This is a genomic window from Rhodoferax sp., from assembly GCF_023700745.1.
Classification (GTDB): Bacteria; Pseudomonadota; Gammaproteobacteria; order Burkholderiales; family Burkholderiaceae_C; genus Rhodoferax.
The window spans coordinates 22308-34269 of the sequence record NZ_JAMPYG010000004.1 but is presented as its reverse complement, the minus strand read 5'-3'; the positions used below and the strand labels follow the sequence as shown (position 1 = coordinate 34269).

Sequence of the window (11962 nt, the reverse complement as noted above, 5' to 3'; positions counted from 1 at the left end):
CGACATGAAAGTCATTGAATTCATCGCTGCCCAGGCGGCGACCCTTGCCGTGGCCCGGCGCGAGATCCACTCCCATCCCGAGTTGGGTTTTGAGGAAATTCGTACCGCCGATCTGGTGGCCCGGAAGTTGACCGAGTGGGGCATCCAGGTGCATCGCGGCCTGGGCGGAACCGGTGTGGTCGGCATGGTCAAAAACGGCAGCTCGCAGCGGGTCATCGGCTTGCGCGCCGACATGGACGCGCTGCCCATGCAGGAGTCCAATACCTTTGCGCATGCCAGCCAGCATGACGGAAAAATGCACGCCTGCGGCCATGACGGTCATGTCGCGATGCTGCTGGCAGCGGCCCAGTACCTGGCGCAGCACCGCAATTTCGATGGCACGGTGTACCTTGTTTTTCAGCCGGCCGAAGAAAGTGGCGGCGGAGCGCGCGAGATGGTGCGCGACGGCCTGTTCGAGAAGTTTCCGATGCAGGCGGTGTTTGCCATGCACAACTGGCCGGGTATGCCGGTTGGCAGCTTTGCCGCCAGCCCGGGACCGGTGATGGCATCCAGTAGCGAGTTCAAGATCACCATCCGTGGCAAGGGCGGGCATGCGGCCTTGCCACACAACGGGCTCGATCCGGTGCCCGTCGCCTGCCAGATGGTGCAGGCCTTCCAGACCATCATCAGCCGCAACAAGAAGCCGATTGACGCCGGTGTCATCTCGGTCACCATGATCCATGCCGGCCAAGCCAAAAACGTGATCCCGGACAGCTGCGAACTGCAGGGCACGGTGCGCACCTTCACACCGGAAGTCCTCGATTTGATTGAACGGCGCATGCAGGAGGTGGCCGAACACACCTGCGCGGCATTTGGGGCCAGCTGCGAATTTGAATTCGTGCGCAAGTATCCCTCGACCATCAACTCGGCCCGTGACGCCGCCCTGGCCCGTCAGGTGATGATCGACATTGTGGGCGAGGCCAATGTGCTGGTGCAGGAGCCGACCATGGGCGCTGAAGATTTTGCTTTCATGCTGCAGGCCAAACCGGGGGCCTATTGCTTCATCGGCAACGGCGAAGGCAGCCACCGTGAGATCGGCCATGGCGGCGGTCCCTGCATGCTGCACAACCCGAGTTATGACTTCAATGATGCTTTGATACCGCTGGGCGGTACCTACTGGGTTCGATTGGCAGAAGCATGGCTGGCGCAGGACGTGTGACCAGACGCCAATGGCAGCCTGATTTGAAAATGTTGAGGGGGATGGATGGAAAGCCTTGATCTCAGAGTGCTGGCAGATGCCCTGGCGTGGCGCCGTGCCAGTCATGCCGTCACACTGGTGACAGTTGTGCAGACCTGGGGCAGCGCGCCACGGCCAGCAGGTTCCATGTTGGCCGTGCGCGACGACGGCGTGGTCAGTGGCTCGGTGTCCGGTGGTTGTGTTGAAGATGATTTGATTGCCCGCACCAAGGCTCGTTTCAGGCAAGTCGATGGCGGAGCTTTCGGGCTGGAGAAGCCCGCCATGATGGCCTATGGTGTCAGCCAGGACGAAGCTGCCCGCTTTGGCTTGCCCTGCGGCGGCAGCTTGCGACTGGTGCAGGAGCCTCTGCTGGACACCGCCTGGGTCGAACAATTGCTGGCCAGCACGGCAGCCCACCAGTTGGTGGCACGCACGCTGACCTTGGCGACCGGCGCGGTACAGCTCACCCCTGCGCTGCGTGGCCATGCCATGCAGTTTGATGGCAGCACGCTGACCACCGTGTTTGGCCCGAAGTGGCGCCTGCTGCTGATTGGCGCCGGCCAGTTGTCGCAGGCGGTGGCGCAGATGGCCATCATGCTTGATTTTGACGTGCTGGTATGCGACCCGCGCGAGGAATATGCCGCTGTCTTGATGGCGGGCATGCCAGGGGTGCGGCGTATTGACGGCATGCCCGATGATGCTGTTCGCGAACTGGTACCGGATGCCCACACGGCCATCGTGGCCCTGACGCATGACCCCAAACTCGACGACATGGCATTGCTCGAAGCGCTGCAGTCCAATGCCTTTTATGTCGGCGCCTTGGGCTCGCGGCGCAACCAGGCAACCCGCAAGCTGCGATTGGCTGAACACTTCGATGTGAGCGCCGAGGCGCTGGGCCGCCTGCATGGTCCGGTGGGGCTGGCGCTGGGCGCAAAAACGCCAGCCGAGATTGCGGTCTCCATCGTGGCCGAGATTGTGCAGACGAAAAATGCGGCTGCCTCTGTCACGGTGACAGCCCGTCCGGACAGCGGGGTGCTGACTTGAGTTTGCCCACCGTCGTTATTCTGGCCTCAGGGCGTGGGGAACGTTTTGCTGCATCTGGCGGAACCACCCATAAATTGCAGGTGCGGTTAATGGGGAAAACCGTTCTGCAGCACACGCTGGACGCCGTGCGGGGCAGTGGGTTGCCGTGGCATCTTGAAGAAAGCGCACATCCCGGCATGGGCGACTCCATCGCCGCGGCGGTACATAAAACATCGCAAGCGGCTGGCTGGCTGATCCTGCCGGCGGATTTGCCGCTCATTCAAAGCGGCAGCCTGGTCGCGGTCGCGACTGCGTTAACGGGGCAAGACGTGGTGGTGCCGGTGTACCGGGGGCGGCGCGGCCACCCGGTGGGTTTTTCCGCTGTTTGTCGCCGGTCCCTGCTGAACCTGAAGGGAGATAGGGGCGCGGCTCTTGTCGCTCAAGCTTATGCTGCTATGGAATTGGTTGTGGAGGATGTCGGTTGCGTGACTGACATTGATACCATTGATGATCTGCGAGTCGCAGAGCGTCTTTTGCACAATATGGGTGTCTACGGGCAGTGTTTTGTTGATGGATATGCCTTGCCCCCGGATTGCCTTGGCAGTCAATTCCCGTCGATAGCAGCCGATAGACGCAAAAAAACCCTAAGCCGTTGAATAACTTAGGGTTTTATGGTTTTCGACAGGCGAAAGCATGAATCTTGGTGGTGATAGGTGGATTTGAACCACCGACATCAGCATTATGAATGCTGCGCTCTAACCAACTGAGCTATATCACCAACGAGGCGAAATTATAGCGGGTTGTGAGCCGCTTTTGGCGGCCTGGCGTCATTGGTGGGTAAAAACGGCTTTGCGTTTGTTGACGAACGCGTCCATGCCTTCTTTTTGGTCTGCCGTGGCAAACAAGGCGTGAAACAGGCGGCGCTCAAACATGATGCCGTCGTTCAGGGTACCCTCGAAGGCGCGGTTGACCGACTCCTTGGCCGCCATAACGGCCACCTGCGAGAATTCGCTGATCATCAGGGCGGCGCCCAGCGCTTCTTCCATCAGCTTTTCCAGCGCCACCACACGGCTGACCAGTCCTGAGCGCTCCGCTTCCACAGCGTCCATCATGCGCCCGGTCAGTGCCAGGTCCATGGCCTTGGCCTTGCCCACGGCACGCGGCAGGCGCTGGGTGCCACCGGCACCGGGGATGATGCCGAGCTTGATCTCGGGCTGGCCAAAACGCGCGTTGTCGGCGGCAATGATGAAGTCGCACATCATGGCCAGCTCGCAGCCGCCACCCAGGGCAAAACCGCTCACCGCGGCAATCACGGGCTTGCGCACAGAGCGGATTTTTTCCCAGTTGCGGGTGATGAAGTCCTGCTTGTAGACATCGGCAAAGTTGTAGTTGCTCATGGCGCCAATGTCGGCACCGGCGGCGAAGGCTTTTTCACTGCCGGTGATGATCATGCAGTGGATGCCGGCGTCGGCATCGAAGGCTTGCAGTGCGTTACCGAGCTCGGTCATGAGCTGGTCGTTGAGCGCGTTGAGCTGCTTGGGGCGGTTCAAGGTGATGATGCCCACCTTGTCGGCTTCGGTGCGGACGGTGATCAGTTCGTAAGTCATCGGGTCTCCTGTATGGTAAAAAAATAAGGGATCAGGCGGGGCTTTTGCCATCAAGCCAGGTGTCGACCTGTTTCGGGTCAGTCACCCCGAGTTTGACATTGCGCACCGTGTCCGGCAAGCTCAATGACAGCGTCAGCAGGCGCTGGTCGCGGGCAATCAGGGCTCGGCAGTGGGTGTCGCTGCCAAGGTAAGTGGCCAGATCGTCGAGCTTGTTCAGGCGCCAGCGTTGGCTGCTTTTGCCCTGGCCTGTGGCCACGCCCAACCACTCGTCACCGGCGGCAAAACCCGCCTGTTCGGCGGCACTGCCGCGCAGCACGCTCTTGATGCGGATGCCTTGTTGCTCATGGACTTTCATGCCCAATTGATCCGGGCGTGGAACGGGCTCTTCGTCATAACGGACGCCGTGCTGCTTGAGCAACTTTTTAAGCGGCAGGTCGGCCGTGCCATGGACCCACTGCTGCAATTGCGCCGCATAGGATTGGCCCGACAAGTCTGTCAGCACCGCCAGCAGGTCGTCCTGCGTCATGGGGCCGCCCTGGCAACGCTGCCACAGCGCGCGCATCACCGCATCCAGGCTGGTTTTGCCGCCGTGGCGCAAGCTCAGGTCCAGGCACAGCGCAACCAGCGAACCCTTGGTGTAGTAACTCACCGTGGCATTGGCCGTGTTCTCATCCTGCCGGTAGTACTTGACCCAGGCGTCACGGCTGGACTGGGCCACGCTTTGCACCTGGCGTCCGGGCGTTTGCAGCACCTGGTTGATGGTTTTGGCCAGTAATTTGAGATAGTGCGTGGTGTCAATCCGCTTGGCCCGACGCAGCAGCAGGTCGTCAAAATAGCTGGTAAAACCTTCAAAAAACCACAGCAACTCAGTGTAATTTTCCTGGTCGTAGTCGTAGCGGACAAATTCGGCCGGGCGCAGCCGCTTGACGTTCCAGGTGTGAAAGTACTCATGGCTGATGAGGCCGAGCAGGGTGGTGTAGCCATCGGATGGCTCGCCCGTGCCGGCTTGCCCCAGGCGAGGCAAATCGGCCCGTTTGCAGATCAGTGCGGTCGAATTGCGGTGTTCCAGCCCGCCATAGCCGTCCTGCACGGCATTGAGCATGAACAGGTAGTGGCGCTGCGGGGCCTGTTGCGGCTGGCTACCGTGCCAAAAGCTGATTTCAGCCTCACAAATGGCCTGGGTATCGGCCAGCAGGCGCGCGCCGTCAAAGCTGGCGGACGCGCCCGAGACAATAAATTGGTGCGGGATACCGGCGGCGACAAATTCACCGCGCCAGAACGGGCCAAGCTCGACCGGGCTGTCCACCAGTTCGTCGTAATTGGTGGCCAGATAATCGCCAAAACCGCGTTTTGTGACGCGTTGTGCGCTCAGCGCCGTGGCGGCTTGCCAGTCTTTGGGCAGATCATCGTCGGTCAGTGTCAACTGGTGTGGCCTGTCTTCCTGTCCGTGCACGCGCAGGCACAGGCTGGTGCCGTTGAAAAAACCGCGCTGGCTGTCGAGCCAAGCCGTGCGCACCGAGCTGTCAAAGGCATAGACTTGGTACTTCAGCGCCAGCGCCTTGCCTGCTTGGGTGTGGATTTGCCAGCTGCATTTGTCAAGCTGGCTGATAGCCACCGGTTTGTTGCCTTGCCGCGCCTGCAGGCCCTGCAGGTGTTTGGCGAACTCGCGCACCAGGTAGCTGCCCGGAATCCACACTGGCAAACTGACGACCTGATCGGCAGCGGGTTGGGCCACGGTGAGCGTGACTTCGAACAGGTGCGCATGAAGGTCCAGCGCGCGCACCCCATAGCCCACCTGGGCTGGGGCGGTGGAGGGCGTCCGCGATTTCATCAGTTCAGGCGTTTTTCAACCTGATCGGCACCAATCGCGCCGGGCACGCGGCTGCCGTCGGCAAACACCAGCGTCGGCGTACCGTTGATTCTGAACTTGCGGCCCAGTTCCACATTGCGGGCCACGGCTGCGCTGTCGCAGGTGGCCGCTGTTGGCGTGACATCGCGCACCATCCAGTCCTGCCAGGCCTTGGCCTTGTCCTTGGCGCACCAGATGTTTCTCGACTTTTCGCCAGAGTCGGGGCCCAGGATCGGGTAGAGAAACATGTAAATCGTGACATTGTTGACTTTTTGCAGGTCCTTTTCAAAACGCTTGCAGTAGCCGCAGTTGGGGTCCTCGAAGACCGCCAGCTTGCGCTTGCCGTTGCCGCGCACCATGGTGAAGGCATCCTTGAAAGGCAGGGCGTCAAAGTCAATGGCCGAGAGTTTTTCGATGCGCTCTTCGGTCAGGTTGCGCTTTTGCCGGGTGTCGATCAGATTGCCTTGTACCAAGTAGTTGGCCTCGGCGTCGGTGTAGTAAATCTCGTTGCCATTGACGCGAATCTCGTACAGGCCGGGGATGGGCGATTTGATGACCTCGTCAAGTTGTTGCAGTTGCGGAATGCGTTCGCCCAGATTTTTGCGAATGGTGCTTTCTTGCGACCAGGCCGTGCTGGCCAGCAACAAGGCGCAAGCCATCAGGGAAGTGAAGAGTCTTTTCATGGATGTCCAGTGAGGTGTTAAGTGGTGTCAGACCAGCTTGCGTGCAATAAGTTCTTGGTTTTGCGTTCAGATGCCCATGGCCCGTCGCGCTGCCCAGTGTTTGGAGAAGCCCACCTGCTCAAAGCCCGACATGCCCCAATTGCGCAGTTTTTGCCAGCCATCGCCAGGCTTGTCGAACAGCTGTTGCAAGGCTGTCATGGCGGCGTCGGTGGCGGTGACTTCGGTTTTGCGGGCACGTTCGTACTGGCGCAGCAACCTGACATCGTTCACCGGGCGCCAGTAGGCCCGGCTGTGCAGAATGTGCGTGAGCTCGGCCACGTCCCCCAAGCCCAGGTTCAGACCCTGGCCCGCCAGCGGATGCACGGTATGGGCTGCGTCTCCTGCCAGCGCCCATGATTGACCATCGGCGACGCCGATCCAACGACTGGCCTGCGCCGACTGCAGCGGCCAGGCTTTGCGCGGGCTGACCAGCGTGAGTTTGCCCAAAACGCCTTCGCTCAAGTGCTCAATCTGCTCGCAAAAGGCGTCTTCGCTGTCGTCGAGCATCTCCAGCGTGCGGCCGTCGCGGACCGACCAGACCATGGCCACGGTGTTGCCCCGGGCACCGTGGAGCGGCAAAAAAGCCAGAATCTCACCCTGGGTGAACCACTGGCGTGCGACTTGCCCATGCGGTTTTTCGCAGGTGAGCCGTGCGGCAATGGCGTGTTGCGGGTAACGCGTGGCGGCAAATTCGACGCCAAATTCTTCGCGTGTGCGGCTGGCCTTGCCTTCGCACACCACGGTCAGGGTGGCCGGACGAGGTGCGTCAAGCAGTTCGATATGCGGCTGGAAACGCACCGCGTCCCGCAACTGGGCTTCCAGCGCGGGTACATCCACAATCCAGGTCATCGCGGGCACCGCCAGTTCGGTGGCCGAAAAATTGACCAAACCACCGTCATCGCCCTTGACCTCCATGTCCAGCACCGGCGTGGCATGCGCCAGGTCGGGCCAGCAGCGCACCGATTCGAGCAGCGCTTTCGATTTGGCGTTGAGCGCATAAGCCCGCACGTCGGGCTCGTTGTTGGCAGGCATTTCGGGTGCGAACAAGCCAATACGCAAGCGGTCGCGCGCCAGCAACAGCGCCAGGGCATGCCCCACAATGCCACCACCACGGATACAAATATCAAAACGTTGTGTCATGGCCGGGATTGTAGGAGGTGGTTAGCTCGGCACAAGCAGGTGAAATCAAGCGTTTGACTCGGTCAGACCGGCATTCCTTTCAAGGACTGGCAGTAGTTTGCTACAAACCAGCTTCACACGAAGGCTAAACGCCACGGCGTTTGCGTGTAAAAATTCCTTCCATGTGGCAACGATTGATTTCCAGACTCTCACCTTTCAGAAGCATGCGCGGACGATTTTCTGCGGCCATGGGGGTGAGTGGCATTGTTTTTGGTTTGTTGTTGACTGGACTGATGCAGTGGCGCTGGGAGGCCAGCGCCAAAAACAGCGAATTTGAGGCGCTCCATCAGATCGCGCACCGGATTGCGAGCAGCCTGGATCAGGACTTGTCGCACCGCAAGGAAGAATTGCAAATAATCTCGGACCTGTTGCAGCGGGCCAAGCTGTCCAACCCGACTGAGATTCGCGGCGTCTTTGACAAGCTGCAAGCCAGTCAGCCGGAATACGCCTGGATTGGCTTGGCTGGATCCGATGGCACGGTCCTGGCGGCCAGCGCCGGCTTGCTGGAGCAGCAGGACGTTTCGAAACGCCCTTGGTTTGTGGGTGGGCGACAAGGGCTTTTTTTTGGTGATCCACATGTAGCCGAACTCCTGGCTTCGGTCCTGAACGTACCTGAATCGGGTGAACCCCTGAGGCTTGTCGACGTGGCCGTACCGGTCAAAATCGCCGGTAATTCCAACACCGGGGTATTGGGTGCACACCTGCATTGGCATTGGGTCAGGGGCATTATCGAAGCAAGCCTGGACGCCACAGACAAGAAAAAACAGGTTGAGGTGCTGATCGCCGATGAGCGGGGGGAGTGGCTGCTGAAACCCCCTGCAGAAAGCGCCGCTAATCTTGTGGCGCTTAAAGAGCAAACAAGCTGGCGCGACTATTTTTCCGCGGAGACACGCATTCAATCCTCCCCGAGCCAGCAGGGACTCGGGTGGGTCGTTGTTGTGCGCGCATCATCAAGTCTTGCGCTTGCCGACATTCACCAGACACGCCTGTTGATGTTATGGCTCAGCTTGATATTTTCCGCCAGCTTCGCGGCCGTGGCCTGGTTCATCTCGGCAAGGGTGGTACGGCCCATTGAGGCACTGGCTGATCAGGCCAGGGCGCATCAAAACGTCAGGAGTGTGCCTGCAGATATCAACCGGGAACCCCCGTCCCGCGATGAGGCTGGAATGCTCGGCCAGGTCATGCATGAGTTGGCCTTCTATGACAGGGTCACAGGACTGGTGAACCGGCGCTTGTTGATGGAGCGCCTGGAAATGGCCTTGAGTGACAACGCCAGGACGCGCAATCAAGGCGGTCTGATTCTGATCAATCTGGACCATTTCAGCTTGCTCAACAACACCCGCGGCCATGATATTGGTGACCTCTTGCTGATTGCAGTGGCCCAACGCTTGTCGACGGTGGTCCGTTCCCAGGACACCTTGGCGCGCCTCCGGAGTGATGAATTTGGCGTCTTGTTGGGTTCCCTTGATCCTGAGCCTGACAAGGCCAAACAGCAAGCTTCGGCCATTGGAGCGCAAATTTTGGCGAGCTTTCAGCAGCCTTTCGAACTCGCGGGTGAAGCGTATACAGGTAAAGCTTCTATCGGCATCAAGATGTTCATCGGGGGTGATATCTCCGCTACCGACGTGATCAAGCATGCCGATGTTGCCATGTTCGAGGCCAAGCGCGTCGGGCATGACCGTTGCCAGTTTTTCGATGACAGCCTGCAGGTCTTGGTGGATGAACGATTCCAGCTGGAGCGCGACCTGCGCAAGGGGATTCCGGCTGAGCTTTTGCTTTTGTACCAAAAGCAGGTTGATAGTCGCGGTCATATTCTGGGCGCCGAATTGTTGGTCCGGTGGACCCACCCGGTCCTGGGGATGGTGTCCCCCGCCAAATTCATTCCGCTGGCAGAGGAAACCGGTTTAATCATGATGTTAGGCAGTTGGGTGCTGGAAACCGCTTGCACCCAGCTCAAACGCTGGGAGCAGCACCCTGAAAGACGCGACCTGGTGCTGGCTGTGAACGTCAGTGCCAAAGAATTCAACCAACCCGGTTATGTGGAAAGTGTTGTCGGCACGCTGAAGCGCACAGGTGCCAACCCGAACCGCCTGAAGCTTGAAATGACCGAGAGCATTCTGGCGGCAGATATTGAGTTGGTGGTGCAAAAAATGCAAGTCTTGCGTGCCCTTGGTGTTAGCTTCTCGCTGGATGACTTTGGTACGGGTTTCTCTTCCTTGGCCTACCTTCAGAAAATGCCGCTTGATCAGCTCAAGATCGACAAGTCATTCGTGCAAGATATGGCTACCAATGTGAACGATGCGGCCATCGTGCGCACGGTGATTGGCTTGGGCCAAAGCCTTGGGCTGCAAGTGATTGCCGAGGGTGTTGAAACTACCGAGCAGCTAAATTTTCTTGAAGTCAACGGCTGTCATCTGTACCAGGGCTACCTGTTCAGCCAACCCATCACGCTGGAAGAGTTTGAAAAACAAGTAGGGGCTTGATACATCAGACGGTTGAGGCTGCTCGGTTTAAATGATCAGCGTTGCTTTGTCCAGCTTGCCGACCTCGCTGCATAAGTACAATCGATGCCACTTCTCCAGAATAAATGCCGGACAAAACTTTGCAATATTGCGATGTTTTGAAACGTCGCGTTTTGGTCTTTTTTGCCTCGCTGTCAGCTATGGATCGGGTGCGCCAGAGATGTCCGCAAAGGATTCGATGGTGCGAGCGGGTTGTTGATTCTTAAGGATATTTCATGAAATGTGGCATCGTGGGCTTGCCCAACGTCGGTAAATCGACCCTGTTCAATGCGCTGACCAAGGCGGGCATTGCGGCTGAGAACTACCCCTTTTGCACCATCGAGCCCAATGTGGGCATCGTTGAAGTGCCTGACTCGCGGCTTGACGCGCTATCAGCCATCGTGCACCCGGAGCGCGTGCAGCGCGCCATCGTCGAATTTGTCGATATTGCCGGCCTGGTGGCTGGCGCCAGCACCGGCGAGGGCTTGGGCAACAAGTTTTTGGCGCACATCCGCGAAACCGACGCCATCATCAACGTGGTGCGCTGCTTTGAAGACGACAACGTGATCCACGTGTCGGGCCGGGTTGACCCGATTTCTGACATCGAGGTGATCCAGACCGAACTCTGCCTGGCCGATCTGAGCACGGTCGAAAAGTCGCTGGCGCGTTATCAGAAAGCAGCCAAATCGGGCGGCGACAAGGAAGCGGCCAAACTGGTCGGCATCCTGGAGCGCTGCCAGGCCGCCCTCAACGAGGCCAAACCGGTGCGCGCACTGGACTTCAGCAAGGAAGAACAGCCCTTGTTGAAACAGTTTTTCCTGATCACGGCCAAACCCGCCATGTTTGTCGCCAACGTGGCCGAAGACGGCTTTGAGAACAACCCCTTGCTGGACCGCCTGACCGCCTACGCCGGCGCACAGAAAGCCCCGGTGGTGGCCATTTGTGCCAAGCTGGAGGCCGAAATGGCCGACATGAGCGACGAAGACCGGCAGATGTTCCTGGAAGAAATGGGCCTGCATGAGCCGGGCCTGAACCGCCTGATCCGCGCCGCCTACGATCTGCTGGGCCTGCAGACCTACTTCACCGCCGGTGTCAAGGAAGTACGCGCCTGGACCATCCACAAGGGCGACACCGGCCCGCAGGCGGCCGGCGTGATCCACACCGATTTTGAAAAGGGCTATATCCGCGCCCAGACCATTGCCTATGACGACTACATCACCTACCAGGGCGAGCAGGGCGCCAAGGATGCCGGCAAGATGCGCGCCGAAGGCAAGGACTACGTGGTCAAGGACGGCGACGTGATGAACTTTTTGTTCAGCTCCTGAAATTTTTTCTAGCCACCAAAAACGCCCATCAACGCCGCCGTCATGGTGATATAGCGGGCGCATTTGCCGATGGCCATGTAACCCAGGCAGGGCCAGAACGGCAGTTTCAGCCAGCCTGCGACCGCACACAGCGGGTCGCCCACAATGGGCAACCAGGCCAGCAGGCAGGCCTTGGGGCCGAGCCGCTCCAGCCAGGCCAGGGCGCGCAGGTGGTGTTTGGAGTGCTGGTATTTGTCCACCACCTTGTGCGACGCCAACCCCATCCACCAGCTCACGGCGCCGCCCAGGGTGTTGCCGATGGTGGCCACGGCGATGGCCGGCCAGAACAGTGACGGATTGAGTTCCACCAGGCCGAACACCGCAGGCTCCGAGCCCATGGGCAGTAATGTGGCTGACACGAACGACACCACAAAAACACTGCTGAGTCCAAACTTGGGCAGTGCCAGCAGGGTTAGAAGGTGATCGAGCCAGAGGTCCATGGGTGACGGAGTATAGGTTTTGTGCCCCATCTCCCCCACATCGGTATTTATTTCATTTGCT

Annotated in this window: 11 protein-coding genes and 1 tRNA gene; 5 read left to right on the top strand and 7 right to left on the bottom strand. The window is 59.4% G+C overall.

The annotated features are described in order from the left end of the window. The first annotated feature begins 4 nt into the window (after window positions 1-4). From NDJ10_RS05375 to NDJ10_RS05365, 3 genes are read left to right on the top strand one after another with little or no spacing between them, the layout of a single operon-like run. Window positions 5-1198, top strand: a complete 1194-nt coding sequence (locus tag NDJ10_RS05375) for a M20 aminoacylase family protein (protein ID WP_296160160.1) — start codon at window positions 5-7, stop codon at window positions 1196-1198. A gap of 45 nt (window positions 1199-1243) precedes the next feature. Beyond that, window positions 1244-2260, top strand: coding sequence for an XdhC/CoxI family protein (locus tag NDJ10_RS05370; RefSeq protein ID WP_296160159.1), 1017 nt, complete (start codon window positions 1244-1246; stop codon window positions 2258-2260). Next, window positions 2257-2895, top strand: a complete 639-nt coding sequence (locus NDJ10_RS05365; protein ID WP_363318687.1) for an NTP transferase domain-containing protein — start codon at window positions 2257-2259, stop codon at window positions 2893-2895. Before NDJ10_RS05370 ends, NDJ10_RS05365 begins: the two co-directional genes overlap by 4 nt. A gap of 45 nt (window positions 2896-2940) precedes the next feature. Here NDJ10_RS05365 and NDJ10_RS05360 read toward each other — a convergent pair. The 6 genes from NDJ10_RS05360 to NDJ10_RS05335 all read right to left on the bottom strand — a co-directional run bounded on the left by NDJ10_RS05360 (window position 2941) and on the right by NDJ10_RS05335 (window position 8024). After that, window positions 2941-3017: transfer RNA gene (locus NDJ10_RS05360), tRNA-Met, on the bottom strand. 49 nt (window positions 3018-3066) lie between these two features. Next, a complete protein-coding gene (locus NDJ10_RS05355) occupies window positions 3067-3846 on the bottom strand; it encodes an enoyl-CoA hydratase (RefSeq protein WP_296160158.1) in 780 nt (259 codons plus the stop codon). Window positions 3847-3877: 31 nt separating this feature from the next. After that, window positions 3878-5677, bottom strand: a complete 1800-nt coding sequence (locus tag NDJ10_RS05350) for a peptidase M61 (RefSeq protein ID WP_296160157.1) — start codon at window positions 5675-5677, stop codon at window positions 3878-3880. Next, window positions 5677-6378 (bottom strand): DsbC family protein, encoded by a 702-nt coding sequence (locus tag NDJ10_RS05345; RefSeq protein ID WP_296160156.1) that lies wholly within the window; start codon window positions 6376-6378, stop codon window positions 5677-5679. Before NDJ10_RS05345 ends, NDJ10_RS05350 begins: the two co-directional genes overlap by 1 nt. 66 nt (window positions 6379-6444) lie before the next feature. After that, window positions 6445-7557 carry an FAD-dependent monooxygenase gene (locus NDJ10_RS05340; RefSeq protein ID WP_296160155.1) on the bottom strand — a complete coding sequence of 371 codons (1113 nt, stop codon included), beginning with the start codon at window positions 7555-7557 and terminating at the stop codon, window positions 6445-6447. Window positions 7558-7745: 188 nt separating this feature from the next. Continuing rightward, window positions 7746-8024 (bottom strand): hypothetical protein, encoded by a 279-nt coding sequence (locus NDJ10_RS05335; protein ID WP_296160154.1) that lies wholly within the window; start codon window positions 8022-8024, stop codon window positions 7746-7748. 72 nt (window positions 8025-8096) lie between these two features. On the opposite strand from NDJ10_RS05335, the gene NDJ10_RS05330 reads away from it, so the two are divergent. Together NDJ10_RS05330 and ychF are read left to right on the top strand one after the other, a co-directional pair. After that, window positions 8097-10079 (top strand): GGDEF domain-containing phosphodiesterase, encoded by a 1983-nt coding sequence (locus NDJ10_RS05330; protein WP_296160153.1) that lies wholly within the window; start codon window positions 8097-8099, stop codon window positions 10077-10079. A 254-nt stretch (window positions 10080-10333) separates the two neighbouring features. Beyond that, window positions 10334-11422, top strand: a complete 1089-nt coding sequence (gene ychF, locus NDJ10_RS05325) for a redox-regulated ATPase YchF (RefSeq protein ID WP_296160152.1) — start codon at window positions 10334-10336, stop codon at window positions 11420-11422. A gap of 8 nt (window positions 11423-11430) precedes the next feature. On the opposite strand, the gene NDJ10_RS05320 is transcribed toward ychF, so the two are convergent. Continuing rightward, window positions 11431-11901, bottom strand: a complete 471-nt coding sequence (locus NDJ10_RS05320; RefSeq protein ID WP_296160151.1) for a YqaA family protein — start codon at window positions 11899-11901, stop codon at window positions 11431-11433. Window positions 11902-11962: the final 61 nt, after the last annotated feature.

Bases quoted from the DNA above. Each gene is read 5' to 3' on its own strand.
- NDJ10_RS05355 (WP_296160158.1), bottom strand. From the start codon at position 3,846: ATGACTTACGAACTGATCACCGTCCGCACCGAAGCCGACAAGGTGGGC.
- NDJ10_RS05345 (WP_296160156.1), bottom strand. From the start codon at position 6,378: ATGAAAAGACTCTTCACTTCCCTGATGGCTTGCGCCTTGTTGCTGGCC.
- ychF (WP_296160152.1), top strand. From the start codon at position 10,334: ATGAAATGTGGCATCGTGGGCTTGCCCAACGTCGGTAAATCGACCCTG.
- NDJ10_RS05320 (WP_296160151.1), bottom strand. From the start codon at position 11,901: ATGGACCTCTGGCTCGATCACCTTCTAACCCTGCTGGCACTGCCCAAG.
- NDJ10_RS05375 (WP_296160160.1), top strand. From the start codon at position 5: ATGAAAGTCATTGAATTCATCGCTGCCCAGGCGGCGACCCTTGCCGTG.
- NDJ10_RS05340 (WP_296160155.1), bottom strand. From the start codon at position 7,557: ATGACACAACGTTTTGATATTTGTATCCGTGGTGGTGGCATTGTGGGG.
- NDJ10_RS05350 (WP_296160157.1), bottom strand. From the start codon at position 5,677: ATGAAATCGCGGACGCCCTCCACCGCCCCAGCCCAGGTGGGCTATGGG.
- NDJ10_RS05370 (WP_296160159.1), top strand. From the start codon at position 1,244: ATGGAAAGCCTTGATCTCAGAGTGCTGGCAGATGCCCTGGCGTGGCGC.